This window comes from Chitinophaga pendula (assembly GCF_020386615.1).
GTDB lineage: Bacteria > Bacteroidota > Bacteroidia > Chitinophagales > Chitinophagaceae > Chitinophaga > Chitinophaga pendula.
The window spans coordinates 7,017,031-7,043,602 of sequence record NZ_CP077769.1 but is presented as its reverse complement, the minus strand read 5'-3'; the positions used below and the strand labels follow the sequence as shown (position 1 = coordinate 7,043,602).

The window sequence follows — 26,572 nt, the reverse complement described above, 5'->3', positions numbered from 1 at the left end:
AAAACAACAAAATAACAGCCTGTATTTACAATAGAGTATTTAGCTGCAACCGAGACAGTTCTCTAAATATCTCAATATGCTGAAATATAGTATTTCTTAATTGCTAAATCAAAGCAAAATTTATATATACCATCTTAGTTTGATAAAAACGTCAGTATATCTAAAATCTTTGATTTTCTAAATAAGAATGAGATGTTCTCTTATTTTCTCCATATTAGAATCCCCATATTATTTCTTCTTCATTATTGATAACAACAATTAATCTAAAACTATAATTGATATCAATATTAATTACATTTTGATTAGAATATCTCACGTCAACAATGTTGCTAACATCTTCACTAATATCTCTATAGCCTACTATTTTTAATTTCAGATTTTGCCCCGGCTCTACTGTATAATCTGTACAAGGAGGATCTATAACGATCATTAACGGTGCTTCGGTTGTATTTTCAAATTTTAATATCAAGTCACTATTTACCATAATTTTAGTACTTTATTAATTGTTTCCAATCTTGCTTCTTGCACTGAGTAATCTTTTTCCCTAGCCTTAAACTGTTCTATTGCCTTATTTAATTGCCCTTGATACTGCTTTAAGCCATCTTTAGTAACAATACCTTCTGCTTTGAGATTTTTAATAAATTTCTTATCAATCCCTTCCGCAAATGTCCTCGTCACTTCAGCAGCTTTGGCAAAATCACCACCTTTTGTTTTAGCCAAACCAAGAGCATCATTGTATGGACTCAAGTTTAAATTGGCTGCTTGCTTCACAGCTCGTCCTGTTGTTTGAATCGCAGCCCCCTCAACTACACCTGATAGTTTTCCTATCATTTGAAAAGCTTTACCAACCGGAATAGCAGATAAAATACTAACTGCTGCATCGCCAGTATTCATCGGTTTCCCAGTTTGAAAGTCCTTACCCGTAACTAAAGCCTGAGCACCATTTCCTGCAAAGTAAACTGGATTTAGATTCTGATTTATTCCTGCTACTAATTCATTTAATACTCCCACAGTGTATTGTCCTACCCGTTTAAGAGAAGAACCGAAATCAGTGGCTGATGTCAATGCATATTCCCTCCCTGTAATCAATCCATACCGCTTGTCTTCATCGCCAGGCCCATCCGGCTCATCACCTAAAAAGTCATTAAAACGAACAGGATTATCATAATTAGATACATACGGACTCCACATCTCCATATTCTCCGTCTTCGGATCTATCTGGTTCCATCTACCGATCTGAGGGTCCAGGTTTCTATAAAAGGCATCATACGTATCCCAATCCAACTCATTCGTAAACTCTATCCCGTTATACTTCTTCCTGTTCTCCGGGTAATTCGCACCTTTCAACGCACTATTACTTATCCCTGCCATCGTCAATCCAAAAGGATAATAATGCGTCTCCTCCAGGATAGGCCCTGCTGCTCTACCTACCATTACATTATCAAAGAACACATCCTGCTGACTTTCGTTAGAGGTGTAGACATACAGGTAACCACTCTTACTCATCACCGTCTTATCGACCGCCAGCTGCTGCAACTGATCCGGCTCGGCTTTCACCTGCTTCACGCCACTGTTATCTTCTACTAAGTTAAACTGCTCGTCGAACAATACAAAGTTCAGGTAGGCTTTGGGTTTATCGGGCTGATTCGGGTCCTGGTCGCGTTCTTTCAGACGTTGGTAATCATTGCTGTAGAAGTTGCTGGTAAACGGACTGTTGCCGGACTGCTGCGCATTGCCGTGTATCGAGGACTCCTGCGTGCTGGTACTGAAGGCAGCAGCCAGGTCGGCGACCATATCTTCTACCGGGGTGGCGACTTTGTTATTGGAAGGTCCTTGTGATTTATAGAACGCCTGCGCACTCAGCTGGATGGTGTCACCGGCCATTACTTTCAGTACCAGGGAAGGACCGATCTTTTTGCCGCCGCTTTTGGCGTTCAGTTTGGCGGTGAATTCGTTTTGATCCTGCCCGGATGGGTAACCCACCGGTTTAGGACTACGCGTCTCTTCGATATTGCTGAATAGTGCATTCTCTTTCGCTGCGTTGGATGATTCCATCGTAGCGGCATACATGGAGAAGTCCGTCTGTTCGGTCAGCACCATGCGGGTGTTGCCCAGGTGATCTTTTAAGAAATAGTCGAATACCGGACCACCGGCTACCCAGCGTACCCGGCCTTCTTCGTGGCCGAAGAACTGTAAGGTGTCATTCTGGTAGACAAACCCACCGATGTAATCGGTGATGGTCGTTTTAGCAGTACCACCGGTATTGTCTACTACGGTCTTACGCAGTTTGGCACCAGCGGCATCATACAAATAAGAGATAGTTCCTTTGCCAGCTACGGTGATCTGCGCCGGCAGGTTCAGGTGATTATAGACGATCCCATTAGCAGCGATCCCTTTGTTGCCATCCTGGGTCAGGTTACCGTTGCTGTCGTAGGCGTAGTCGTTCGTACCGGTGCCGTTGATCTCTTTAAAATCTCCCAGTGTAGAGGTAGGATCATTCACCGCATCGGTCACACCTTTCAGTTTATTACTATTCGCTAAATATTCGTAAGTCAGCTGGTCGATCGGGGCACTGCTGGTGCCCTTCAAACCTTGCTGGGTCATGGCTTTGATATTACCATTCGCATCGTAGGCGGAAGTAGGATTGATCCCATCTCCCATCTGTATGCTGAAGTTTTTTGCGCCGGTGGCCCAGGTGCTGCCATTCCCTTCGGTGAAGTCCGCTTTCAGCAGGCGGTTAGCAGCATCATAGCCGTAACCATAAGAGCGGCGCTGTCCATCTCCGGCACTCCGCCAGGTAGCACCGGCGATATTACCGTTGTACTGACCAGCGGTATAACCGTAGTCATAGTGCAACTCAGTCCCGAAGAAATGTGTTTCGTTGGCGGTGATATAATTTTTGTTGATCCCTTTCAGCCAGCCACGGATATTGTAGGCATAGTTCAGTGTCTCGAGGTTGTTACCCAGGGTTTTGGTTTGCAGCTGACCCATGGCGTCATACTCGTTGGTGGCAATCACCTTCAAAGGCTGATCATTGATCTGTTTACGCACCGTAAGTAATCTGCCGGCATCGTCGTAGTCCAGCACCGTCAGTATGCGCGTACTGGTAGTAGGGACACTCTTCGCATTGTTATGATACTGGTAAGTACTGAGTACCTGACCGTTAAATCCATACAATGTGCTCACCACATCCTGGTTGCCATTCACATTATCGGCGATCGCCTGGATCACGCGGCCTTTGTCGTCATAGTGGGAAGTGGTGGTCAACCATTGGTTGGTACCCAGTACGCGCACTTTAGTACCGGTTACCAGCCCACGGATCATGCTGCTGGCAGCGGTAGCTACTTCACGGGCAGGGTCCGTACTCTGTGGTTTATTCAGGTCGGCAGCGCGCAAGGCATGTGCGCCGGTGTACTCATAATTATCGTAAAAAGTATAGGTCAGTGGATCGACCTTGCTGGCATCCAGCGTAGGCAATGGATTGGTAACAGTCAGTATGGTAGTACCTACTTTACCGCCCGGAACAATCTCTCCATCCGTATCGGTACTGTTGGTATCAAATCCATCCATAAAGTCTATATTCTGAGAAGCCTGGTATTTCGGGCGATTATCATGCTGACTCACCGTCAGTACAGCAGGCACCGGGAAATCATAGGTCACCGTAGTCGTATTGGATACGGCGGCGTTCATGCCTGTCTGCAAAGTCTCCCGGCCATCCGTACTGGCGTAAAACGCTGTCATGGTAGGACGGTTCAGCCCATCGTAAAAGGTCACCAGCCACTTACCGGCAGCAGCCAGATTACCATCTCTACTGAAAACTAAACGGTCGCGCACATCGTACGTCAGCTCTGTAGGAGCCGTCACACCGGGCACCCGCTTTTCGATCATCCGGCGACGGCCATCGTATTTATACTGAAAACATAATTCCTCCGCTACCCCGGCGGCAAACGTCCAGTTGTTGCTGAGCAGGGATTCTACCGCTTTAGGTGGCAATACGAAACGCAGGTTATTGAGATCATCATACACGTAGTAAGTGCATAGCCAGCCCGCATGTCCATCCACGGCATTATCCAGCAACTGTACTTTCTTCAGGATCACCCGGTCCTGCTTGTCTTTAAACTCTACTACACTCTTGCCATGTTCGTCCTTCACGACGTTCTTGTACAACTCTCCCGCAGGATATGCACCTACCCGGGAAGGTAAAGTACCGTTCAACGGCATGTCCCAGATCGTTACCGCATCGGCAGCGGTATTCACCAGGTACTCACTCCCGGCAGGACGATTGCCGCCCGTACGTGCCCAGCTGTTGCCCGGCGCATAGGATTTCATCACCCGGTTCAGCGGAGAGGCTTCGAATTCCGTCTCTCCATAGTAAACGGATTCTCCAGGATAATACCCGCTCATAAACTGAGACTGCTCCGCAAAAGGATTCGCTTTGAACTTACCATCACCAGCCGGGGATACATAAGGCAGGTATTTAAACTGCTCCCGCCCGAAAGCATCGTACACCACCGGGGCAACGATGTCCTTACCGCCGGTGCCCATCGCTTTACTCACCGTCTGTAATGGGCGTCCCAGCCCGTCGAAATACTGGGTGTTCTGTTTTACCTGCCGCACGTTATTATTGCCAGCTACGGCCGCAGGATCGGTCATCGGCACCGATGGCTCCCAGGTACGGACGTAGTTGATACTGGTATTGCTATAAGCGGCGGGTACAGCTTGCGCACTTGCTGCCGGTTGGGTACTTCCATTCGGCTGCTGGGCATAAGTATCCGCAATACCTACGGTAAGGAAACTAACAGCAAAAAGTTGGATAAATCGCCTCATAAGGTCCGGGATGATGTTATTGAATAGTACAGCACAATTGCCACTACAGTACGGTTAACAACAAAATAAACACATCGGCGCCACATATTAAAAAAATCATTTCCACAGGTCCCGTTCCTATATCATTCCTATAGCGCTCCTGTATCATTCGTATAACATTCGTATAGTCATTGTATAAGCTAACCCTATCCAAACTTATACGATGGCTATAGAATCGGTATACCTTGCCTATACAATGACTATAGCCAGCTTATACAATGCTTATACAACGGTTATAGAACGCTTATACAACATGTATACAATTACCTAATAACCAATCCTCTACGTGCACACTTCCCTATATACCCCTCCCTATCCGGCAATAGGGCCGCTTATCCCTTCCCTGACTGCGGGTATATAGCGTTCAGGAGCAGGAAGCACATTTTTCGCTATTTTTAGCGCCTAAACCTATTTTTACTAATACGACTAACCTTATGGCTGATAACAATTTTAAGCCCTTTGTACCTGCGGAGGTGAACATGAAAGAATTCACACTCAAATCCATTGTGCTGGGCTGCATTTTCGGTGTCATCTTTGGCGCCGCAACTGTTTACCTGGCACTGAAAGCAGGTCTGACTGTCTCCGCTTCTATCCCTATCGCCGTGATAGCCATCACCCTTGGGCGGAAATTCTTTAAGACAACTATCCTGGAGAACAACATCATCCAGACCACCGGCTCCGCTGGTGAATCCATTGCCGCAGGCGTGGTGTTCACCCTACCCGGCTTCCTGTTCCTCACCGATGGCGGTGGCGACCAATTCTTCAACTACATCACCATTCTGATACTGGCCATCTTCGGGGGCGTATTGGGTACCCTTATGATGATACCGCTGCGCCGGTCCCTGATCGTGAAAGAGCATGATACCCTTCCTTATCCGGAAGGTACTGCCTGTGGCGATGTACTGAAAGCGGGTGAAAAAGGGGGCGATTTCGCCAAAATGGCCTTCCTCGGCCTGGGCTTCGCCTTCGTGTATGCGGTACTGCAGAAAATACTGCATATCATCGCAGAAGCGCCGGCCTTCATGACCAAACAAAGCAACCGCTTCTTCCCCTCTGCCCGCGTCAGCGGCGAGATCACCCCTGAATACATGGGCGTAGGCTATATCATTGGCCCCCGCATCGCGGGTGTGTTGGTAGCCGGCGGCGTACTGTCCTGGTTAGGATTGATCCCCCTGCTGGCATCCCTGGTACCAGCCGATATCATCGCCGGCCAGTTGGTGAAGCTGGGTTATCTCGCTAACCTCAACACCCCCGGCGGTCAAGGTGGCTGGGACCCTGCCACCCATACTTTTGCCAACTACTCTTCCGCTATCTACTACGCCTATGTAAGGCAGATCGGTGCCGGAGCAGTAGCAGCAGGTGGTTTCATCACCCTGATCAAAACCATCCCTACTATCATCAACTCCTTCAAAGGCAGCATCGGCTCTATCAAAGAGCGCAACGAAGCATCCGCCGACGGCACCGTACCTCGTACGGAACGCGACCTCAATATCAAAGTGGTACTGTTCGGCAGCCTGGCACTCGTATTACTGATGGCCTTCCTGCCCCAGCTGCCGGGCGACTCTATCGGTAAAAAATTGCTGGTAGGTTTGCTGGTAGTGATCTTCGGCGCCTTCTTCGTAACGGTATCCAGCCGTATCGTAGGCCTGATAGGTAGCTCTAACAACCCCATCTCCGGTATGACCATCGCGACCCTCATGGGTACCTGTCTGGTGTTCATTGCCGTAGGCTGGACCGGTAAAGTATACGAACCCATGGCACTGGTAGTAGGTGGCATGATCTGTATCGCCGCTGCCAACGCAGGTGCTACCTCCCAGGATCTCAAGTCCGGCTACATCGTTGGAGCCACCCCGCGCAACCAGCAGCTGGCCCTCTTCATCGGTGCGATCGTATCCTCCATAGTGATAGGGCTGACCGTGAAGTTCCTGGACAAACCCACCGCCGATATGATCAGCAAAGGTGTAACAGACCACGCGATCGGTAGCGCTTACTACCCCGCTCCGCAAGGTACCTTGATGGCCACCCTCGCGAAAGGTATCCTCTCTTTCAACCTCGACTGGCAATTTGTACTGGTAGGGGTATTCCTGGCTATTACCATGGAACTCTGTGGCGTGAAGTCCCTGTCATTCGCGGTAGGTGCCTACCTGCCATTGTCCACCACCTTGCCCATCTTCGTAGGTGGCGCTATCCGTGGCGCGGTAGAACACCAACAAAAGAAAAAGAACATTAAACTGTCTGCCGAAGAAGAAGAACTGGGCAAAGGCAACTTGTTTGCTACCGGCCTGGTAGCAGGTGGTGCGGTAGCTGGCGTGATCATCGCCATCCTGTCCGGCATCGATACCTTCCATATCTTCGGTCTCAAAATAGACCTGCCGGGGGCACTCGCGGCGGTCAACTGTGAACACTGGCTCAGCGATCTGCTCAGCACCGGTGGCTACTTTGTATTCGGTACCGCCTTCTTCGTATTGATGGGTCTGACACTTTATCTGGTCGGCCGCAAGGTTTGATCATACAACATTCAATAAATAGCAATAACTTAGTACGGAGTGCCCGACAGCACTTCGTACTTGTTTTATAAATCTTCGTTGACTATGCGCAACTTACTGATCGCTTTATCCTGTACCGTAACCCTCTTAGCCGGTTGTAAAAAAGAAGAGGATGGACCTCCGCGTAAATTCATCTCTTTCAGACTGGATGAAAAGATCGTCCTCTCTGAAAAACCCCGGGCCTTATTGGTACCCGCCAATCTTACAGATAATGATCCTACCAACGATCATACGTCGCTGGTATTAAGTGGTTATAGCTATAAAGGGGAATTGATCACGTTCACTTTACATACGGATGCACCGATGTTCGTGCCAGGCGTTTACTCCAGCACTACCGCGGGCAACACCATGTCCGTGGAGCTGAACGATACCGGGCTGACCACGCTGGTCAGCGACGATGAGAAAGGTTCACTGACGGTACGGATATTAGAGCTAAAAGACAGCACCATTCAAGCCAGCTTTGACGCCGTACTCGAAGACCTCTACGAAGAAACACCACCCCGCTCCGTATACAACGGCTTCTTCCGGGCTACCATGACAACGAAACAATAACAATGACTGCTACACGAAATCCAGGTAACCATACGGGTGCTGCAGGATGGCTTTGTCATCGGCAGACAACCACTTGTTCAGTAAGGTAGCGTACACACTCTTGAAGTCCACTTTGTACTGCAAGTCGCCATCTACCAGGTTCACCAGGTCAGGGCCTTCATTGATCAGCCCTTGCTTTTTCAGTCCGCCACTTATCATAAACATATTATTGGCGGTGCCATGGTCGGTACCGCCACTGGCATTCTGTCCTACCCGCCGTCCAAACTCCGAAAAGGTCATCACCACCACATCCTGGAAACGGTTATTCTTCTTCAGGTCCTGTACAAATACATTCACTGCCTCATCCAACTGATTGAATAAACGTTCCTGCTGCCCCTGCTGCCCCACATGGGTGTCAAAGCTACCGTGAGACACATAATACACCTTCGTATTGATATCCGACATGATCAGCTCCGCAATGGTCTTCATCTGTTTGCCCAGATCCGAGTTAGGGTATTGCTCCTTGGACTTGTAGGTTTTGAACTGCTGCTGTATATAGGAGGCCGAAGAGATGGTCTCTCCCATCGTCTTGTATAAATAGTCTACGTTCTGATGATCGTCTTGTGTAGGATGCGCCTTCAGCAGGTCGTTGAAGTACGCACCATTGCTGGCATTATAGAGCCGGTTGGGATCGGAGAGCGCCAGCCCTTTGGCAGCATTCCCCTTCAAAGCCAGGCTTAGCGTATCGTCTATTTCCAATGCCTGCGTGGGCTTGTCACATCCCTTACATTGTGCATCCAGGTAACGGCCTATCCAGCCGGTAGTCCAGTAGTCCTTCGACTCACTGGCAGTATGCCAGATATCCATAGATCGGAAGTGAGAACGGTCCGGATTAGGATACCCTACATTGTTCAATACCGACAACGATCCCTCATCGTACAGCGCCTTAAAACTCTTCAGCGCAGGATGTATGCCGATATCATCGCTGAGCGATAATGCCTGCTCCCTTTTGATTCCCAATGCCGGCCGCATGCGGTAGTAAATATCGTTACGGTAGGGAATAACCGTATTGAGGCCGTCGTTGCCACCGGACAGTTGTACGATCACCAGCACTTTATTACCCGGCGGTACCAGCGCCCCTTTCTCCAGTGCTTTTAAAAACTTAGGCAGGAGTGCCGCTGCGGATGCCAATGATCCTACCTGTAAAAACCGTCTTCTGTTAATGATCAGCATAAGTGTCGTTTTTAAAAAGTGGAGTAAAGCATCAGCACAGCTGGTATTCCGGCGTGCTCATTACATCTATGGTAACTGTTTTGATATAGTTCTCGCGGGAGGAAGCATCCGCATATTTTTCCAGCAAGGCATTGCTGACAGCGCCGGAATTTTTTTGCAGCAAAGTAGCTGCAATAGTGGTAGCCAGCCGTTCCCTGGGCACCTGCCCGTAGCTCTGCACATAAGGGTCCCAGTTGACCCGGGCGTTGACCTTGCGGGCGTATTGTCTTTTCAGGAAATCGTTGATCTGTAATGTCTGCCGGTAGTTTTTTCCTTCTCCCATCTCGGGTGTCAGCTCTTTGGGTTGCACATTGAATGCCTGCGAATACAGGATGATCTGCGGCACACGCAGCCGGAACATGAGGCTGGAGCTGTCTATCCAGCTACGTCCTCCCGGCCAGCCAGCTACATTGGGAGGATAGAACAACAGCTGTCCCAGTACCCGCTGGAATACCAGCATCACCTCCTCCTGTTCAAAGTCCATCGGCACCGTACGGCGGATACCTACCAGCAACTCTACCGGCGACTTGATACGGTTGCCAATATAACGGTCATCATAAAACCAGTCGGACATAAAGATCTCTTTCATCAGTGCTTTGATGTCATAACCGGATTGATAGAATTTATCTGCCAGCTGATCGATCCGTTGCGGATCGGGCGTATCATTTACAAAGTAGGAAAAGAGCTTACCGGCAATAAAGCGGGCGGTTTGTTTTTGTTCCAGCAATATTTTCAGTACGTCGTCGCCATTGAAGTTGCCCGTTTTGCCCAGCACTGTCTTTTCTCCATCGTCATGTACTTTGTTACGGAATACAAATTGGCCCATCTCATCAAATCCCCATCCGGTGAAGGCTCTGGCGGCTTCTTTGATATCTTTTTCGGCGTAGTTGCCCCGCCCCATGGTGAATAGCTCCATCACTTCGCGGGCAAAGTTTTCGTTGGGGCGTTGCTTACGGTTCTGCTGATTGTTGAGGAACTCGAGCATAGCCGGGCTTTTGGATACGCCGGCGAGCAGGTCGCCGAAGTTGCCCAATGCATTTTCACGGATCACCTGTAGTAGCTGCTGGCTGAACAATACGTTCTGTGTGCGGCAGGCAAAGTGACCATGCCAGAAGAGGGCCATTTTCTCCCGCAGCGGATGATCTGTTTCCGACATGACCAGCATCCAGGATACATTCAGGTCTTTGATACCCTGGTTGTTCATCTGCTGTACCATCTTCTTTTCTTCCTGACTCATGTCCTTCTGTTTGCGATAGTCGGGCAGGTCTTTCTCTGCGATCACCGCCAGCGGCTGCAAGGCACTTTTATCCGGGCCGATCAGGACTTTGTTCACGATCGCTTTGCGCCGTTTGTCGGTCCACTCGTTGATCACGGATAGTGGCTGACCGAAGCCGGCCCTCCAGGCCAGGTGTTGCATTTGTAACTTTTCCGAAGTTGCCATCATATGCGACTGGGTTTATGCCATAAGGAAATCATTCACAATGCCAGGACCCTTCAGGAGATCCATTGCACAAAAACAAGTCCAATTAAGACCATGGAAAACGGAGAAAGTTTAAGCCATGCGGGCGCAGCTATTGTTAAGAGCAAGCGGAGGTGATGGTGGTGGTGCAAGAGGGCAGGATATGGCGGTGATGGCGGGTAGGAAGAAGGTTATGTTGGTGGTGGTAGAAAGAGGAGGAGCAGGATGAGAGGGAGGTTTTATTTATAATGGCGGAAGATACCAGTGTCGAAAGGTGTCCACCAGGCTGCGGTCTGGCCACATGCTTTAAGACCATTGTTAGCCCAGGTATTACAGGTATAGAACAGGTTATAGCTGCCTTTTGCTTCATAGAAAGCATCGGTACGGCCATATACTGCGTCTGTAGGTATCAGGATGGTATGACCACTGCTGTCGAGCGTGAAAGCCGATTTGATATAGGTGACCAGGCGGGCGTATTGTTCGTTGCTGATGAATAGGCGTTTGCAGGTACTATCTTCCAGCAGGGGGTGGTAGTACGTAACGTGCATGGCGGCGGAGCTGAGATTGAAGGCTGCTTTGAAGGCGGTAGCGAAGGTGAGATCGGCCCAGGTGGGGGTATGGAGATAAAATCCTTTATCGCCCCATCCGAATGCAACGTAGGAAGCGGAGCTGTCGCGCGCCAGCGTGTTTTCAAAAGGGGTGAACTGACTCCAGTCGCAGGCCGCATGCCACACAGGCACTACCAGGTCGGTGTGTACGCCGTTAGTAAGTAGGTAGATGGGGACTTCTTCAGCAGTGTTGCCTTCTTTTGCTACGGTGATGGCAGACAATCCAAAGGCTGCTAGCAGGTAAAGTATTACTGCCAGGAGGAGGGCCAGCAGGGTGAAGCCGGTGTATTTGAGCGATTTTTTCAGGCGGATGTGCATGGATGATCGTACAGGTGATAGGTAATAATAATGCTAAAGATGGGATAAAAACGAACAGGTTGACCAATTATTGTTAAACTGATCAACCTGTATAAGTAAAGTATACTACTTTATTATGGTACTGTGGTGTGGTTTACTGTTTTGCCGGGGGATTATTGAAATCCTTATGGGCTTCATAAGTGCGGATATACCGTTCCTTTTTGGCCTCGTAGATGTCGTCGATAGTCACGAGGATACCGGTTTCTTCTACTTTTCCGAATTCATAGTTGGCAGCGGTCCCGAAAGTTTTCATGGAAGCGCTGAGGTTCATATATGAATTGATGAGTGGCGGGATGTTTTCGCCTCTTTCCCGGATATTTTTATTGAGGAGGGTATGTCCTTCTTTGTAGCTGAGGCCTTCCCACATATGATCGTAGGGCGCCAGTTCTTCCTTGGTAATGAGCGGCTCGATGGGAGTGCCGAGGCCGATATTGTCCGGGAAGTAGCTATGCATGAAAGAGAGGAGCATATTGCGGGCCTCGCGGTTATAGTCGGGGTACATGGTCACTTTGCCGAACAGGTATCTGATGTCCGGATTTTTAGCGACGATGGCGCCCAACCCATCCCAGAGGTTATCGAGTGAGTATATCCCTTTGGTGGAGGTGCCTCTGCTTTGGTATTTAGGTTGTACAAAGGAGCGGCCCAGTTCGAGGGTATACGGCAGGTATTCTTTATGAAAGATATCTGACAGGTTAAAAAGGTGCGCAGTGGCGGTGAGTATTTCGCCGTGGGCGTCTTTAGCGGCATCGGTGCATTTCATCAGCCGGTAGCCGGCGATGATCTCGCAGGCATCGGGATTCCAAACGATGAGCTGTTGATAAGGGAATTCAGAGGTATCGTATTCGTCAATGTCGATTTCTTTACCGGTGCCACCGCCTGCTGCTCTGAAAGATAGTTCGCGCAGGCGTCCTATTTCGCGCATTACATTAGGCGAATCGTGATGGGTGATCAGGTAGAGCAGATTCCCGTCTTTGCTGGTGTGCCTCAAAAACTTGTCTTCGGTCAGCTCTTCCAGGATCAGCTTGTGGTCTATGGCTGGTATTATTTCTTGCATATTACTATTTGCTCGCCAGGGAATAAACTTTCTGTCTAACATATGCAGCCCATTCCTGCTGCGATTTATGATTGTCAAAAGTACTGTACGGGATGGGTTCTCCAAAGGTAATGGTAATGGTTTTACCTCTTTGACTGAACATTTCATCAGCCAGGTAGAACATCTCCACGTTTGACTTTATCCCTAGTTTCCTTCTTAGTTTTGAAAGATTATAAAAAAAATTGGAATTTCTACCATCAATGTGGACTGGTATGACATCTTTTTTATATTTCACTGCTTTTGAAATGAAACTTTTATGCCATTCCAGGTCAGCAATACCATCAGGTAGCTTCCGGGATACCAGCCCTGCCGGGAATATCATGGTTGCAGCATCTGATGCGTAGGCTTCATCGATGAGCTTTAACGATTCCCTGGGGTTACTGCCGTGTTTGTTGACCGGCAGGAACAGTGGCTGGAAGTTTTTGATATTCAATAATACGTCATTTACCAGGAACTTCATATCACTTCTTACCGTACCCACCGCCTGCAGGAAAGCGATGCCGTCCAATCCGCCGAGGGGATGATTGGCAGCCATTATAACGCCCCCCGTAACAGGAATGTTCTCCTTTCCTTTCACACTGACTTTGGTATTAAGGTGATTCAGGGCTGCATTCACAAACTCCAGCCCATGCAAATGGCCTACAGCAGCCATGGTCTCGTTAATGTCATCCTCATGCGCTATCCTCTTGATATAGCGCATGATAAATCCCGGCATCCACTTCGCAAGCGTTTTGTTCTTGCTTTTTATCACCTCCTCAACGTCAATGTATTTTTTCGTCTCCGTCAATGTTAGTTCCGTTCAGTGATTTAGTCTTGCTTTCCTATGGTATAAGGAAACTAATCTATAAATATTTTCCGATATCCGGAAAGTGCAAATTTAATATATAGAAACCAGACTAATACGTGTTATCCTATCTACTAGGAAGAAAAGTTTACCCACAGCGCCGTATTCCCCTAACAGTAGCCGATGGAAAAAGCGGGTAAGAAGGCTGTGTTACCATTTTTTTAAAAAAAATCGGAGGCTGGGTGTCCAATTTGTCTGGTTGGCCGTCTTTATACTAATGAAAGCGAATGACCAGGAGCAAATTATCCGCATGCTGGAGCAGTATGCGAACGGGACATTATCCGGAGAGGATGCGGTGCGGTTCCAGTCCTGGCTGGCGGAGGTGAGTCCGGCGGAGTTTCATGCGGCGCTGGACCAATGCCAGGATCTGCCGGCTCCGCTAGGTGCATATCCAGCTATGAGCGATGCTTTCAGGGAGGCGCTGGAGCGTAAGCTGGATGCGGCTACGCTGGCGGCATTACCGGCACCTACCGGAGGGCGCAAGCGGCATTTGCTGGTGCGTGTAGCAGCCGCCGCGGCGGTATTGATAGGGATCGGCACCGGCATTTATTATTTATGGCGGCCGGCAGGATCTCCCGGTAAACAGCTGGTGACGGCGGCTGCGGTCGCAGACCAGGCTCCCGGAGGCAACCGGGCCTTGCTGACACTGGCCGATGGCAGCACCATCGTACTGGACAGTGCCCGGGATGGGCTATTGGCACAGCAAGGTGCAACACAGGTGATAAAACTGAAAAACGGCCAGTTGTCCTACAAAGGGGCGGCCAGTAATACGTTGACTTACAACACAATCTCTACCCCCAGGGGCGGCCAATACCAGATAGCACTGGCCGATGGTACGGTGGTGTGGCTGAATGCCGCTTCATCGCTGCGGTTCCCCTCTCATTTCGGCGGTAGCAGCCGGGAGGTGGAATTGACAGGAGAAGGTTATTTTGAGGTAGCGCCCATGGCGAACCAGCCTTTTCGGGTAAAAGCCGGCAATACGACGGTGGATGTGCTGGGTACCCATTTCAATATCAATGCCTATACTGATGAGCAGACCCAGACCACTACGCTGGTGGAGGGGGCCGTAAGATGCCGGCAAGGCAACAGTGATGTGGTGTTAAAACCCGGTCAGCAGGCGCAAGTGAACAATGAAGCCCTGCGATTGGTTAAAATGGCCGACCTGGAGCAGGTGCTGGCCTGGAAGAACGGTTATTTTCAATTTGACGGCACACCGCTTCCGCAGCTGATCCGCCAGATCGCACGCTGGTACGACCTGGAGGTGCAATATGAAGGTCAGCCGCCGGCGCGGGAATTTAGTGGTAAGATCAGCAGGACGGCTTATTTATCCGGTGTGATGAAAGCATTACAACTCAGTGATGTGCATTGCCGGCTGGAGGGCAAGCGGCTGATCATCCTGCCATAAGACCAAAACTAAATAGGATAACATCGATGTCTGAGCAAATCTTTTTATGTGGCGATCCGCGTACGCCACTACTACTTGTGAACGTATGAATATTCCTAACCAATAAAGAAAGAGGGACAATCAAGGCCTGAAAAAGCCGGGGTGTTGGCGCACTCCCGGCTGGACTGTCCAGGTTTTACTAAAAGCACGTTGCTAACTGCTAATTATTTACACCTAAACCATTCAAAGGTATGCATCTATTTATGCAATGCAAAGCCGCGCCCGGACGCAGCGCTTTGCGCAGTGACACCATTCTCCACTACCCGTTCCGGATCAAAATGTTACGGATCATGAAACTAACCACGTTATTGCTACTTTGCGGCCTGCTACAGGTGGGTGCCCGCGGCTTTTCGCAGCAGATCACCATTTCCCGCAAGAACATTTCCCTTAGCCGTGTATTCGCCATCATTCAACAGCAGAGCGGCTACTCTATGCTTTATGACAATAAACTCATCAAAGAAGCTGGCCATATCGACATTGCTGTCACCAACGCCTCCGTGGAGACCGTGCTGAATAAATGCCTGGAAGGGCTGCCGCTGACCTACACCATTACCGACCGTATTATCGTGATCCGGAAGCAACCGGCACTACTTAGTATACCGGTGTTGCGGCAACAAATCAGCGGGCAGGTGACGGATGAAGGCGGTCATCCTATACCGGGGGTAACAGTGTATGTGAAAGAGCTGAAGAAAGGTACGCAGACCAACGCAGACGGTAATTTCATGCTCACCGACATCGCGAGCGGCAGCTATACCCTGACCTTTTCCTTTATTGGCTATGACGCCCAGGAGCGGCCGGTAACAGTAGGCGCTGCACCGGTGACACTGACCGTGGTGATGAAACAAGGTGTCAACAAACTACAGGAGATGGTAGTAACGGCGCTGGGTATCAAAAAGGCTTCCAAAGCGGTGACCTACAATGTGCAGACGGTATCGGGCGGAGAGCTGAACAACGTAAAAGATCCGAGCCTGGTGAATACGCTGAGTGGTAAGGTAGCCGGCCTGGTGATCAACAACAGTTCGTCCGGACCGGGTGGTGCTACCAAAGCGGTGATGCGTGGTAACAAGTCCATCTTCGGCAACAACAATGCCCTGTATGTGATTGACGGTATCCCGCTGCCTAACCTGAGTACGCAAAACAACCCGGACGGCTTTGCGGTATCCGGCGGTAGCGATGGTATCTCCAATATCAACCCGGACGATATCGAGAGCGTAACGGCGCTTACCGGCGCCTCTGCAGCGGCCCTGTATGGTAGCCAAGCGGCCAACGGGGTGATCCTGCTGACCACCAAAAAAGGACGTGCGGGCAAGACCAGTGTGAACTACTCGATGAACATGAACTTCAGCACCCCCCTGCTGCTACCGGAGTTCCAGACCACTTACGGCACTACGCCGACGCCCAGCGGGCAGGCGCCTTCGTTCCAGAGCTGGGGGCCTAAACAGTCCAGCAATTTTTCAGCGAAGGATTTCTTCCAGACGGGCGCCAGCTATACACATGCGATCAATGTGTCTACCGGTACGGAGAAGAACCAGACCTACTTTTCTGCCGCAGCTGTCAATGCGAAGGGTATCATTCCTAAAAACACTTTCGACCGGTATAACCTGAATGTGCGCAACAGCAGCTCTTTGTTTGACGACAAGCTGACGCTGGATGTGAGTGCACAGTATATCAGTCAGACACAGGATAATATCCCCGGGCAGGGGCAGTATTTCAATCCGTTGGTAGGGTTATACCTGTTTCCCCGTTCGGATGATTTCAACCAGTACAAGACCTTTGAAAAGTACGATCCCAACCGTAACCTCAACTTACAGAACTGGCCTTACGGCGACCTGGGGATGATGTTGCAGAACCCTTACTGGATCGTGAACCGCAATACTTACTCGCTGAAGCGTAACCGTTTTATCGGATCAGTGGCGGCGCAATACAATATTACCGACTGGCTGAAGGTGACGGGCCGTATACGCCAGGATCGTACCAATGAGATAGAGGATGGCCGTAACTATGCGAGTAATGTGGCCACTTTCCTGAGTGGCACCAATGGCCGTTACAACTATACGCAGCGTGCTATCAAGCAGACCTATGGCGACCTGTTGTTCGGCCTGGATAAGAAGTGGTCTGACTTCAGCCTGCAAGCTAACCTGGGCGCCAGCATACAGGATGTGCTGGTAGAAGGGAATGGCTGGACGAATGGTTACCTGCTGAACTATGCGAACATGTTCACGATGTCGAACATTGATTTCACACGTTGGTCGCCGGTGCAACAATACGATCGCAGTCAGACGCAGGCGATCTTTGCTACGGCGCAGCTGGGCTTTAAAGAGCTGTTGTACTTGGAAGGTACGGCCCGCCAGGAATGGGCTTCCCCGCTGGCTTTCACCAGCAATAAACGCTTCTTTTATCCATCTGTGGGTCTGACCGGTATTATCAGTGAGATGGTACAATTGCCGAAGGCTATTTCGTTTGCCAAGGTGCGTGCCTCTTACAGTGAAGTGGGTAATGCGATCCCTCCCTATATCTCCAATCCTACCATTCCCATCCCTAATGGCGGGGCGATACAGCCTATACATGCCAAGCCCTTTACCGATATGAAACCGGAGCGTACCAGCTCTGTGGAAGCGGGATTGGACCTTCGTTTCTTAGACAATAAGCTGAGCCTCAGCGGTACGTTCTACAACACGCATACCAAGAACCAGTTCTTCAAAGTAGATGTATCTCCATCTGTAGGTTACAGCTCTTATTATATCAATGCCGGTAATGTACAGAACAAGGGTATAGAAGCCAGTGCCGGTTATCATGCCACCTTTGGCAAGGTAAGCTGGAACCCGACGCTGACGTTTGCGCTGAACCGCAGTAAGATAGTGGAGATGATGACCTATACCGACCCGGCTACGGGTACGCTGCGTACACAGGATGAGTTCAAGATATCCGACTTCGGTGGTTATCAGCTGTGGGTGAAGAAAGGCGGTGCTTTCGGCGACATCTATGCGAAGGATATCAAGCGGGATGCCAGTGGTAAGATCGCGCTCAATGATAAGGGGCTGCCTGAAGTAGGTGATTACATCAAGGTGGGTAATGCCAATCCACGGTACCAGCTGGGCTGGAATAACGGTATTACCTTCAAAAACTTCCAGCTGAACTTCCTGATCGATGCCCGTATAGGCGGCGAGGTAGTATCTACTACGGAGGCGATCATGGATAACTTCGGCGTATCCAAACGCAGTGCGGAAGCCCGTGACAATGGCGGCGTGGTGGTAAACGGAACAAAGGTGGATGCGAAGAGTTATTACCAGAACCTGACTGGTGCTACGTCTTCTGCGCTGGCATTATATACTTACAGTGCTACTAACGTACGGCTGCGGGAGATATCGCTCGGTTATACTTTACCAGGTTCGTTATTCAACAATAAGATACAGCAGATCCAGCTTTCTGTAGTAGGTCGTAATGTATGGATGATCTACAAGAAGGCCCCTTATGATCCGGAGATCACTGCCTTTACCACCAATGCCTTCCAGGGATATGACTACTTCGGTATGCCCAGCCAGCGCAATATTGGTGTGAACCTGCGGGTTTCTTTCTAAACCATTGAAAAAAGAAAAGTATGAAGCTATCATTCAAAACGCCGATCGCTATAAAATCAATTGCAGCAGCCCTATTGCCGGTATTGCTGCTACAGGTATCCTGTACTAAAAAATTCGAGCAATTCAATACCAATCCTAATGAGCTGACGGATTCCTTATTAAAGTACGACTATAAATATGTGGGCGCCTTCCTGCCAGGTATGCAGACCAGTATTTACTCTACGGTGGACTGGCAGTACCAGCTGCAACAAAACCTGAATGCGGACCTGTATTCCGGTTATATGGGCATTCCTACGCCGTTCAACAGCGGAAAGAACAACTCTAACTACTTTATGATGGACTGGAACAACTGGTCATTCAAGGTAGCTTATGATAATGTAATGAGTGGGTGGAAGGAAGTGAAGCAACGCGGGGAGCAGCTGCGGCCCGACCTGTTTGCGGTAGCTACCATCATCAAGGTATTGGCGATGCACCGGGTAACGGACGTGTATGGACCGATCCCTTATTCCAAGTTTGGTACCGGTGGGTTTTCCACCTCTTACGATAGCCAGGAGAGTATTTACAATACTTTCTTCCAGGAGCTGGATGCAGCTATTGCCAAGCTGGTAGAGTTTGATCAGACCAATCCGGGCGGGAAGGAGCAGTTGCGGCCATTTGACCTGGTGTATAACGGTGACTATGCGAAGTGGGTACGGTTGGCGAATTCGCTGAAGCTACGGCTGGCGATGCGTATGGTATATGCGAACCGTGCGCTGGCGAAGACGAAAGCGGAGGAAGCGGTGAAACATGCTTATGGCGTGATAACGGACAACAGCGGCAATGCGTTCGTAAAAAGCGGTAATGGTATTACGGTGAGTAATTCCCTGTATGTGATCAGCCAGGAGTATAATGATGTCAGGATGGGTGCTGCGATGGAATCTATCCTGGGTGGTTATAAAGATCCGCGTATGGCCGCCTATTTCCGACCGACGAAAGCCGGTACTTACAAGGGTATCCGTAATGGTATTGATATCCGGAGTAAGGAGGACTATGTTGGATTTTCGGGACTGAACATAGAACGTGCGACACCTATTAAGCTGATGACTGCTGCGGAAGTATATTTTCTGCGTGCGGAAGGAGCGTTGTGGGGATGGGATATGAAAGGGAGTGAGAAGGCTTTGTATGAGCAAGGTATCAGTACTTCTTTTGATCAGTATCAGCTTAGCAATGCGGCTACATATATTGCTGATAAGACCAGTGTTCCTGCGGCATATGCGGATGCGGTGAATACGGTGAACAATACGGCTGCCGGCACTAACATTACGATTGCGTGGGATGATGCCGCTTCTTTTGAGGTAAAGCAGGAGCGGATCCTTACGCAGAAGTGGATCAGTGTGTATCCTGACGGGCAGGAAGCGTGGTCGGAGTTTCGCCGGACGGGTTATCCCAAGTTATGGATGAATGTGGTGAATTACAGTGGGGGTAGTATTACCGGGTTTATCAAGCGTTTGCCATTTCCGCCGGATGAGTATAAGAACAACCGGGATGAGGTGACGAAGGCGACCGGGCTGTTGGGAGGGGCGGATAATGGAGGTACCCGATTGTGGTGGGATAAGAAATAATTATAGCGCTGTTGTTTGTTGCCCAGCTGTGGAAACGCTCTCCGGTGGATACCGGGGAGCGTTCTTTTTTTAAGCTCATTTGATTTTTAACCTGTTGTAAATAAATGTGTTCGCTGCCATTTTCCGGCACTGTAGCTATACCGGCGGGTTATTTGCGGACGCTGTACCGGACTGCATTACACGAATTGGTGATATGCGTACTGTCATAATATCTCATCTTGATACCCTAATTTCTGGTAGGTTACCCTGCTGTCACTATTTCTGAAGAATGCAAACTAACAGGACCATCATTGTATTGAGATATTGCTAAAACTTCAATCCTTTATTATGAGAAAGACCGAGTACTGCCTGGAATTTCCAGCGCCGTCTGCTATCAGTCCATATGCTGAAGCAGCTCAAGAACACACTATTAACTGGGCGATCGACTTCGGCCTGGTGCCTGATCCCAAACATGTGAATGGTTTGCGGAAGGCTAAATTTGGTATTTATGCGGCCCGGGAGTTTCCCGGGGCGAGTTGTGCGGAGATCTGTCTGACGGCGGATCTGATCACATGGTTATTTTTTGTGGATGACCGGTGTGACCGGGCATCTTCTGACCGGGCGGCGGCGGCGACTGTGCGGGTGCAGCTGCGTGATTTCCTGGACATCCTTGATGGGCGACCGGTGGATGCGGACACGCCGATGAACAGGGGGTTGCAGCATGTGATGCAGCGTTTTGCGGCGATCAGTTCACTGTATTTGTATGAGCAGTTATGTCATTACATCCGGGTGTATCTGAATGAATGTTTTTGGGAGATAGACAACCAGGTGAAGGACTATGTGCCGACGATTGCGGAGTACTGGGCGATGCGAGCTAAGACGGGCTTCAGCATTATGTTTCCGCTGGTAGGAATTTTCAGTAAGCTGGAGTTGCCGGACGAGGTGTACAAGCACGAGGTGTTGCAACGTATGGAATTGGCATTGAACCTGGCGGGCGGGTTGGCCAACGACATTCATTCGTTGCACCGGGAGCAGCAGCTGGATACGGCGGGTTTCAACCTGATCTTCATTTTCCAGCAGGAGTTGCAGGTATCGCAGGAAGAGGCGGTACAGTTGCTGATGGATCATCACAATGACCAGTTGTCATTGTTGGAGCAATGCCGTCGTCAGCTGCCTTATTGGGGCAAACGTATCAACGAGCAGTTGAACACTTATGTAGACGGGCTTTTTGTGGTATTGAAGGCCTATTATGATTGGGCGCTTGACAGTAATCGTTATGCTTAGGTTGTATTAAAAGACTTCGAAATGACGGATCAGTTTGCTCAATGAGATATACAGGTCATTGTAAAGCAATGGTTTTGTAAGGAATCCATTGGCACCTGCCCGCAGGATGGCTTCGCGCGCTTCTTTGAATGCGTCGCCGGAGATGATCAGTACGGGAACATCCTTAATGGATGCCGTGTTACGGATATGCATCAGGAGGTCTTCACCTCCTGAGTTTTCCATATGCAGGTCGGAGATAACGAGGTCTGGTTTTTCTTCGATGATGAGGGCCAGTCCATTTTCTACGCTTTCTGTCATGATGGGTTCTATGCCCATTTTTGTCAGGAATTTTCGAAGAAGGATACGGGTCATTTTATCATCTTCGACGACGACTACGCGTGCGCCGGAGAAGCGTCCGGATTTGAAGTCGAAGGGTTCTGTTTCGGATATACTTTCTGTGACCAGTTCGAGTGGTGTACTGAATGATACGGTGGTGCTGTTATCTTTTTCATCGGCGGTGACGATGATACGGCCTTCCAGTAGTTCGACGAGGTGTTTGGTAATATAGAGACCGAGGCCGGTGCCTTCTATGAAGTTATTTCTTTCGCTTTCGAAGGGGAGGAATACGCGATCTATTTTTTCCCGGCTGATGGTGCCTTTGTTTTTGACCTGGAAGAAGATATGTTCGTCGTTGCCATGTACTTTGATCATGACCTGGCTATCGGGTTGTGAGAATTTCACGGCATTGGAGAGGAGGTTATTAATGATCTTGGTCAGTACTATTTTATCGCTATTGACCAGTACGGGTAGTCGTTTATCGAAGTCGACCATGATGGTGATACCTCTGGTGTTGGCGACGTAGCTGTTCATGGTAGCGCAGTGCTGGACGTAGCTGCGGAGGTTGAGTGCTTCTTTTTTGATGGTATAGAAGCGGCCGGATTCTATGATAGAGAGGTCGAGTACACTATTGACGATATTGCGTGCGGTGTAGCTGGCGGCGTAGAGGTCGTCTATTTCGGCAATTTCGTCGGAGTTCATATATTTTTCTTTCCGGAGTTGGAATAGTTGGGAGATCATGAATACGCCGTTGAGGGGGGTACGTAGTTCATGACAGGTTTCGCGGAGGAATGCGCTTTTGGCGGACAGTACGTTATTGGAGTGTTTAAGGGCGGAGAGGAGTATTTCTATTCTCCGGATGTAGGAGAACATGATAAGGAAGATGAGGAACAGGAAACCGCCGGTGGTGAACCAGCGCATGATGTTGGCATCTTGTGGATCAAGCTGGAGGGGTTTGATGATTTTGTAGTGATAGTTGAGTTGTACGCCGACGGTAACGAAGATACCTGCGATGAGGCAGGCGATGAGTAGTTTTCTTTGTTTGTAGAGGAGGAATGATCCCCAGATGTGGAATACGATCATGAACAGGAAGGCCATGATGACTTCTACGGGTACGGCTGTTCCCAGGGCGGTGGCCCAGTATATGGTGGCTACGCTGTGGATGGCGAACATGGTAGCGTTGGCGTAGAAGTATTGTTTTCGTCTATTGAGCAGGAATACGGCGCAAAAGCTGACGGCTTCCAGGATAACGGGGATGAGTATAAACAGGGAGCTCTTCAGGTAATAAAAGAATAGACCTATGCCTAATACCATTGCCACCATTATGAGTGTCAAGGTATTGATAATAACCACTGATCTTCGTTCCGTTGCGTCTTCTAAGCCTTGGGTACCTGTTTTGAGCAGGCGCATTAGGGTATCTTTCATCATAAATGGATTTTGAGGCTGGTGAATGGCAATACTATCTACTGCACATGTCCGGGATATGGTTATTTCGATGCGGAAATAACAAATTAGCCAATGCAAGTTAGCAGTTAAGTTAACCAATTGTTAACCATAATCAGATAATCGTATGTACTTTTTTTTGAGTAGGTGGATTTGGTAGGATGAGGATATGATGTATTATATTATCATTTCGTCATTTCCTTTTTGTTGAGATCATATTATTTCTTACATTCAATTACACTTTAGGGAACCATGTAATTCCGTCTTACAGCTGTTATTACGTTGATTTTAAGGAAACCAGATCGCTTTTATTCACTATTCTTTTATAACCCAAATTTCCACTTGCTATGAAGCACGTATCGATGAAAAACTTTGAAGTACTGTCACGTACTGTACTCAGTCATGTTAACGGCGGAGGCGCCAGTTTAAGCCAGGCCAACTGTAACACCGGTGCGATCTGTACGATCGACGAGCCTGCGTGTGGCGGTAGTACGTTTACCTGTTATTGTCAGTTCCGTGATGGGATTGTAGGTAAGTGTACGGGCAGATAAGCCGTTTTATAGCCCGGTGTGTGGTTGACATTCGCACCGGGTTGTTTTCTTTTTCCGTCTTTTTTATGCTGTTATCATTCCGTTCCGGCGGTGATGGTGGTAATTCCTTTTGTTTCATTTTCCTCCCTTTTGTTATGAAAAAAACGATTGTTCTTTCATCTTTTGAAGCGTTAGGCCGGCGGGCACTGGGCGGCATCCAAGGTGGTGGCGGCCGGTTGGCGGCGGCTGTTTGTAATACCGGTAAAGCATGCAGTGTATGGGCGCCATCCTGTGGTGATGGTGGTTTTGTCTGTTATTGTGATTATAAGTTTGGTATTATCGGTACTTGTAAAGGTATTTAATAGCTGTCCCTTTTTAGTTTACTCCGGTGGCGTGGCTGCCGGAGTATTTAGTTTTGTTTGTTGCCGATATTCTGGAGGTCGACGTTCCAGTTGTCTTTGATATACTTTCTCAGTAGCTGATGTTTTTTGCGGATCAGTCCTTTTTTATCGAATTTTTCCGAGAAGTAATTTTTTTCCAGTTCTTCCTCTGAGTATCGACACATGATGTACAAGTAGTTTTTCAGGTCATTTTTTGGCGAGGGGATCTTGGTGGGATCGGAGGGATCTGGTGCGAGATATCCGTTGTCGTACAGGTTGTTTACTGAGGCTTTAAGTTGTTGGTATTTGCTGACCTGGAAGAATGCTTCGGGGAGGGGTAGTTTTGCCTTTATCTCTTCGGTGGTGCCGTAGAAGAGGGTAGAGAAGAACAGTGAGTTGAGGCTGGCTTTCCAGATTCTTCGTTCTTTCTCTAATTGTTTGGGGAAGTTGGCATCCAGTCCTGGTAGCATGATGAAGTTGAATCCTGCTATGGGATTTGCCAGGGTATCGGGTTTGGTATTATTTCCTGCGTCGTATTGCAGGATACCGCCCAGGAGTATTTTTCTAGGCAGGTATTTTTTGAGGAAGTCCTCGGGATAGAAATCGAACCAGTATTGCTGGATAAAGTTCATGACGGCGGGCAATGCGGTTTTATCGGCTGGGTGTTCCATATTGAGTCCGTAGTAGCCGATAATAGCATATTCGTATTCTGACTTAGGGTATTGATATAGTACGTAGGTACCGTATTTGTTGTACCAATCCACTACTTGCTGGTCGTACGGGGCATTTCCCTGTGGTATTTTATAGTAGGTATTTTCTTTTTCGGAGACCTGTACTTTTTCTTTTGCACAGGCGAGTGCTGTTATTATGAGCAGATAGCTGCAAACTGTCCTGACGTTTTTATGCCACATATTTATGGATTTTGGGTCAATGATGGATTGTTGGCCAATGCTTCGTCCGGTATTGGCAGCAGGTAAGCGTTGGCGCCTTGTTGCAGCCGGAAAGTGCGGACGGCATTTTGGACTTTATATGTGTGTGTGAAGGCTGGCCGTTGCCATCTGCGGAGGTCGAACCAGCGATGTTCTTCGAAGCAGAGTTCTCTGCGACGTTCTTCTTTGCAAAGTTGCAGGAGTTTTTTCATATCTCCATTAAAGTCTGCGGCAGCCAGTGGTTGATAGAATGCGGGATTGAACCGGGTGCTACGTAGCTGGTTGAGTGCATCTATGGCTTTTGCGGGATTGAATCCTTGTGAGATGGCGAGGTTAGCGGCGGCTTCTGCCCTGTTGAGATATGCTTCGGCGAGGCGCCAGCATTTGCCGATGCCGGTGTTTGCTATTTTATTCACTTTATATCCATCTGTTTCGAATGCGAAGAAGTTATCTGGCCGGAGGTCTGTTGATTCGTATAATGCTTCCAGTTCGTCGGATACATAGTATCCGGATTCGGAGCGGGAGTTACTGTTGGCAGTGAGGAGGAGGGTAAGTTCCGTTTCGCTGCCGGTGTAAAACAATATTTCTTCGTTGCTTAACTCGAGGAATGAGGGTTTGGTAGATGCAGCCGGTGGTGTAGGCGAGGGAACGGCAGCGAGCCCTAATGTGGTGAATCGTGGAGGTACTTTTAGTGTTGTGAGTGGCAGTGCTTCTTTGAGGAGCAGGTCGGTGTAATAAATTACGTCTTCCCATTTTTCCATGTAGAGGAATATTCTGCCGGCGATGAGCCAGGCGGCGCGTTTATCGATGCGGGCGTGGGTGGGTTCGGCGGGCAGTTGTTCGAGCAGGGAGCAACCGGCTCTTACGTCGTTGACGATCTGTTGGTAGACGGTCCCGACGGTGTTGCGTGGCGGGAGGGCATCTTTGATGGTAGCGGAGAGGATGAGAGGTACTCCTGGGGCGAGGCCATTGTTGCTATCGTTGTAGGGAGCGGCGTAGAGGTTGACCAGCATGAAGTAGTAGTAAGCGCGGAGGATGCGGGCTTCTCCTTCCACTTTCATTTTCAGTTTCTCATCGCCGGCAACTTTATTGATGACATCGAGGATGGCATTGGCACCTTTGATGCGGTTATAGTATTGTGTGTAGGCATCGGGGAATCCGGCGCCGGCGCGTTTCATTTCTTTATACAGGTTGCGATCCCAGGAGTAGGCTGGCAGGCCGGCTGTGCTGGCATCGTATGGTGTGTTGTTCTTGAGTGGGATGTATTTGACATCATCATCCAGCATGGAGAGGAAGAAGTGGACAGGTTGTGAGGGGAGCGGGTATGTTTCGGACAGCAGGAGTTGTTCCAGCTGTTTGATATTGGCAGGTACCTGTTCGTCTTGCGGGCGTTCTTCCAGGAATTTTTTGCAGCTGGCACAGAGGCAGCAGATGAGTGCTGCCAGGAGGAGCAGTGGTGGTATCAGGTGTTGCTGGTTCTTTATCGCTTTCATTGGTCGAATACTAAAAGTGT

19 protein-coding genes are annotated in these 26,572 nt (G+C 49.1%); 9 read left to right on the top strand and 10 right to left on the bottom strand.

Annotation, left to right across the window (positions count from 1 at the left end; genetic code table 11):
• Nucleotides 1-214: 214 nt before the first annotated feature.
• The gene (locus tag KTO58_RS26550; protein ID WP_095836508.1) at nt 215-484 is read right to left on the bottom strand and encodes a hypothetical protein; all 270 of its coding nucleotides are present in this window, start codon (nt 482-484) and stop codon (nt 215-217) included.
• The gene (locus tag KTO58_RS26545; protein ID WP_095836509.1) at nt 478-4,827 is read right to left on the bottom strand and encodes a DUF6443 domain-containing protein; all 4,350 of its coding nucleotides are present in this window, start codon (nt 4,825-4,827) and stop codon (nt 478-480) included. The genes KTO58_RS26550 and KTO58_RS26545 overlap by 7 nt, the downstream gene beginning before the upstream one ends.
• Nucleotides 4,828-5,300: 473 nt before the next feature.
• On the opposite strand from KTO58_RS26545, the gene KTO58_RS26540 reads away from it, so the two are divergent.
• Nucleotides 5,301-7,373 (top strand): OPT family oligopeptide transporter, encoded by a 2,073-nt coding sequence (locus KTO58_RS26540; RefSeq protein ID WP_095836510.1) that lies wholly within the window; start codon nt 5,301-5,303, stop codon nt 7,371-7,373.
• An 84-nt stretch (nt 7,374-7,457) separates the two neighbouring features.
• Entirely contained in the window at nt 7,458-7,964 is a 507-nt protein-coding gene (locus tag KTO58_RS26535) for a hypothetical protein (protein ID WP_095836511.1), read from the top strand.
• A gap of 9 nt (nt 7,965-7,973) precedes the next feature.
• Here KTO58_RS26535 and KTO58_RS26530 read toward each other — a convergent pair whose 3' ends face one another.
• Both KTO58_RS26530 and KTO58_RS26525 read right to left on the bottom strand, forming a co-directional pair.
• A complete protein-coding gene (locus KTO58_RS26530) occupies nt 7,974-9,176 on the bottom strand; it encodes a DUF1501 domain-containing protein (RefSeq protein ID WP_095836512.1) in 1,203 nt (400 codons plus the stop codon).
• 31 nt (nt 9,177-9,207) lie between these two features.
• Nucleotides 9,208-10,659 (bottom strand): DUF1800 domain-containing protein, encoded by a 1,452-nt coding sequence (locus tag KTO58_RS26525; protein WP_225859935.1) that lies wholly within the window; start codon nt 10,657-10,659, stop codon nt 9,208-9,210.
• A 115-nt stretch (nt 10,660-10,774) separates the two neighbouring features.
• Here KTO58_RS26525 and KTO58_RS28820 point away from each other — a divergent pair, with 115 nt between their 5' ends.
• On the top strand, nt 10,775-10,903 hold the full coding sequence (locus tag KTO58_RS28820) for a hypothetical protein (protein WP_255408037.1): 129 nt from the start codon (nt 10,775-10,777) through the stop codon (nt 10,901-10,903).
• A 10-nt stretch (nt 10,904-10,913) separates the two neighbouring features.
• On the opposite strand, the gene KTO58_RS26520 is transcribed toward KTO58_RS28820, so the two are convergent.
• The 3 genes from KTO58_RS26520 to glsA form a co-directional block, all read right to left on the bottom strand.
• Nucleotides 10,914-11,600, bottom strand: coding sequence for a TIGR02117 family protein (locus KTO58_RS26520; RefSeq protein WP_095836513.1), 687 nt, complete (start codon nt 11,598-11,600; stop codon nt 10,914-10,916).
• Between the two features lie 133 nt (nt 11,601-11,733).
• Nucleotides 11,734-12,693: a glycine N(alpha)-acyltransferase GlsB gene (gene glsB, locus KTO58_RS26515; RefSeq protein WP_095836514.1), complete on the bottom strand. Its 960-nt coding sequence runs from the start codon at nt 12,691-12,693 to the stop codon at nt 11,734-11,736.
• Between the two features lie 4 nt (nt 12,694-12,697).
• Nucleotides 12,698-13,519, bottom strand: a complete 822-nt coding sequence (gene glsA, locus KTO58_RS26510; protein ID WP_095836515.1) for a lyso-glycine lipid O-acyltransferase GlsA — start codon at nt 13,517-13,519, stop codon at nt 12,698-12,700.
• Nucleotides 13,520-13,793: 274 nt separating this feature from the next.
• On the opposite strand from glsA, the gene KTO58_RS26505 reads away from it, so the two are divergent.
• From KTO58_RS26505 to KTO58_RS26490, 4 genes are all read left to right on the top strand, one after another.
• Nucleotides 13,794-14,981, top strand: coding sequence for a FecR family protein (locus KTO58_RS26505; protein WP_095836516.1), 1,188 nt, complete (start codon nt 13,794-13,796; stop codon nt 14,979-14,981).
• A gap of 329 nt (nt 14,982-15,310) precedes the next feature.
• Complete coding sequence (locus KTO58_RS26500; protein ID WP_198315101.1) at nt 15,311-18,598, top strand: SusC/RagA family TonB-linked outer membrane protein; 3,288 nt, start codon at nt 15,311-15,313, stop codon at nt 18,596-18,598.
• A 20-nt stretch (nt 18,599-18,618) separates the two neighbouring features.
• Entirely contained in the window at nt 18,619-20,199 is a 1,581-nt protein-coding gene (locus tag KTO58_RS26495) for a RagB/SusD family nutrient uptake outer membrane protein (RefSeq protein ID WP_095836518.1), read from the top strand.
• 327 nt (nt 20,200-20,526) lie between these two features.
• Nucleotides 20,527-21,462: a terpene synthase family protein gene (locus tag KTO58_RS26490; RefSeq protein ID WP_095836519.1), complete on the top strand. Its 936-nt coding sequence runs from the start codon at nt 20,527-20,529 to the stop codon at nt 21,460-21,462.
• Nucleotides 21,463-21,468: 6 nt separating this feature from the next.
• Here KTO58_RS26490 and KTO58_RS26485 read toward each other — a convergent pair whose 3' ends face one another.
• Complete coding sequence (locus KTO58_RS26485; protein WP_198315102.1) at nt 21,469-23,202, bottom strand: hybrid sensor histidine kinase/response regulator; 1,734 nt, start codon at nt 23,200-23,202, stop codon at nt 21,469-21,471.
• Between the two features lie 365 nt (nt 23,203-23,567).
• Between KTO58_RS26485 and KTO58_RS26480 the strand changes: the two genes are divergently transcribed.
• Together KTO58_RS26480 and KTO58_RS26475 are read left to right on the top strand one after the other, a co-directional pair.
• Nucleotides 23,568-23,771, top strand: coding sequence for a hypothetical protein (locus tag KTO58_RS26480; protein ID WP_095836521.1), 204 nt, complete (start codon nt 23,568-23,570; stop codon nt 23,769-23,771).
• A 134-nt stretch (nt 23,772-23,905) separates the two neighbouring features.
• Nucleotides 23,906-24,112: a hypothetical protein gene (locus tag KTO58_RS26475; protein WP_157752722.1), complete on the top strand. Its 207-nt coding sequence runs from the start codon at nt 23,906-23,908 to the stop codon at nt 24,110-24,112.
• A gap of 47 nt (nt 24,113-24,159) precedes the next feature.
• On the opposite strand, the gene KTO58_RS26470 is transcribed toward KTO58_RS26475, so the two are convergent.
• Together KTO58_RS26470 and KTO58_RS26465 are read right to left on the bottom strand one after the other, a co-directional pair.
• Nucleotides 24,160-25,041, bottom strand: a complete 882-nt coding sequence (locus KTO58_RS26470; RefSeq protein ID WP_095836523.1) for a putative zinc-binding metallopeptidase — start codon at nt 25,039-25,041, stop codon at nt 24,160-24,162.
• Between the two features lie 2 nt (nt 25,042-25,043).
• Nucleotides 25,044-26,552: a RagB/SusD family nutrient uptake outer membrane protein gene (locus KTO58_RS26465; protein WP_095836524.1), complete on the bottom strand. Its 1,509-nt coding sequence runs from the start codon at nt 26,550-26,552 to the stop codon at nt 25,044-25,046.
• Nucleotides 26,553-26,572 lie beyond the last annotated feature (20 nt).

Coding starts and splice junctions, on each gene's coding strand:
- KTO58_RS26535 (WP_095836511.1), top strand. CDS start 7,458: ATGCGCAACTTACTGATCGCTTTATCCTGTACCGTAACCCTCTTAGCC.
- KTO58_RS26505 (WP_095836516.1), top strand. CDS start 13,794: ATGAAAGCGAATGACCAGGAGCAAATTATCCGCATGCTGGAGCAGTAT.
- KTO58_RS26475 (WP_157752722.1), top strand. CDS start 23,906: ATGAAAAAAACGATTGTTCTTTCATCTTTTGAAGCGTTAGGCCGGCGG.
- KTO58_RS26545 (WP_095836509.1), bottom strand. CDS start 4,827: ATGAGGCGATTTATCCAACTTTTTGCTGTTAGTTTCCTTACCGTAGGT.
- KTO58_RS26530 (WP_095836512.1), bottom strand. CDS start 9,176: ATGCTGATCATTAACAGAAGACGGTTTTTACAGGTAGGATCATTGGCA.
- KTO58_RS26540 (WP_095836510.1), top strand. CDS start 5,301: ATGGCTGATAACAATTTTAAGCCCTTTGTACCTGCGGAGGTGAACATG.
- KTO58_RS26485 (WP_198315102.1), bottom strand. CDS start 23,202: ATGAAAGATACCCTAATGCGCCTGCTCAAAACAGGTACCCAAGGCTTA.
- KTO58_RS26470 (WP_095836523.1), bottom strand. CDS start 25,041: ATGTGGCATAAAAACGTCAGGACAGTTTGCAGCTATCTGCTCATAATA.
- KTO58_RS26480 (WP_095836521.1), top strand. CDS start 23,568: ATGAAGCACGTATCGATGAAAAACTTTGAAGTACTGTCACGTACTGTA.
- KTO58_RS26550 (WP_095836508.1), bottom strand. CDS start 484: ATGGTAAATAGTGACTTGATATTAAAATTTGAAAATACAACCGAAGCA.
- KTO58_RS26465 (WP_095836524.1), bottom strand. CDS start 26,552: ATGAAAGCGATAAAGAACCAGCAACACCTGATACCACCACTGCTCCTC.
- KTO58_RS26520 (WP_095836513.1), bottom strand. CDS start 11,600: ATGCACATCCGCCTGAAAAAATCGCTCAAATACACCGGCTTCACCCTG.
- KTO58_RS26490 (WP_095836519.1), top strand. CDS start 20,527: ATGAGAAAGACCGAGTACTGCCTGGAATTTCCAGCGCCGTCTGCTATC.
- KTO58_RS28820 (WP_255408037.1), top strand. CDS start 10,775: ATGCGGGCGCAGCTATTGTTAAGAGCAAGCGGAGGTGATGGTGGTGGT.
- KTO58_RS26525 (WP_225859935.1), bottom strand. CDS start 10,659: ATGATGGCAACTTCGGAAAAGTTACAAATGCAACACCTGGCCTGGAGG.
- glsB (WP_095836514.1), bottom strand. CDS start 12,693: ATGCAAGAAATAATACCAGCCATAGACCACAAGCTGATCCTGGAAGAG.
- KTO58_RS26495 (WP_095836518.1), top strand. CDS start 18,619: ATGAAGCTATCATTCAAAACGCCGATCGCTATAAAATCAATTGCAGCA.
- KTO58_RS26500 (WP_198315101.1), top strand. CDS start 15,311: ATGAAACTAACCACGTTATTGCTACTTTGCGGCCTGCTACAGGTGGGT.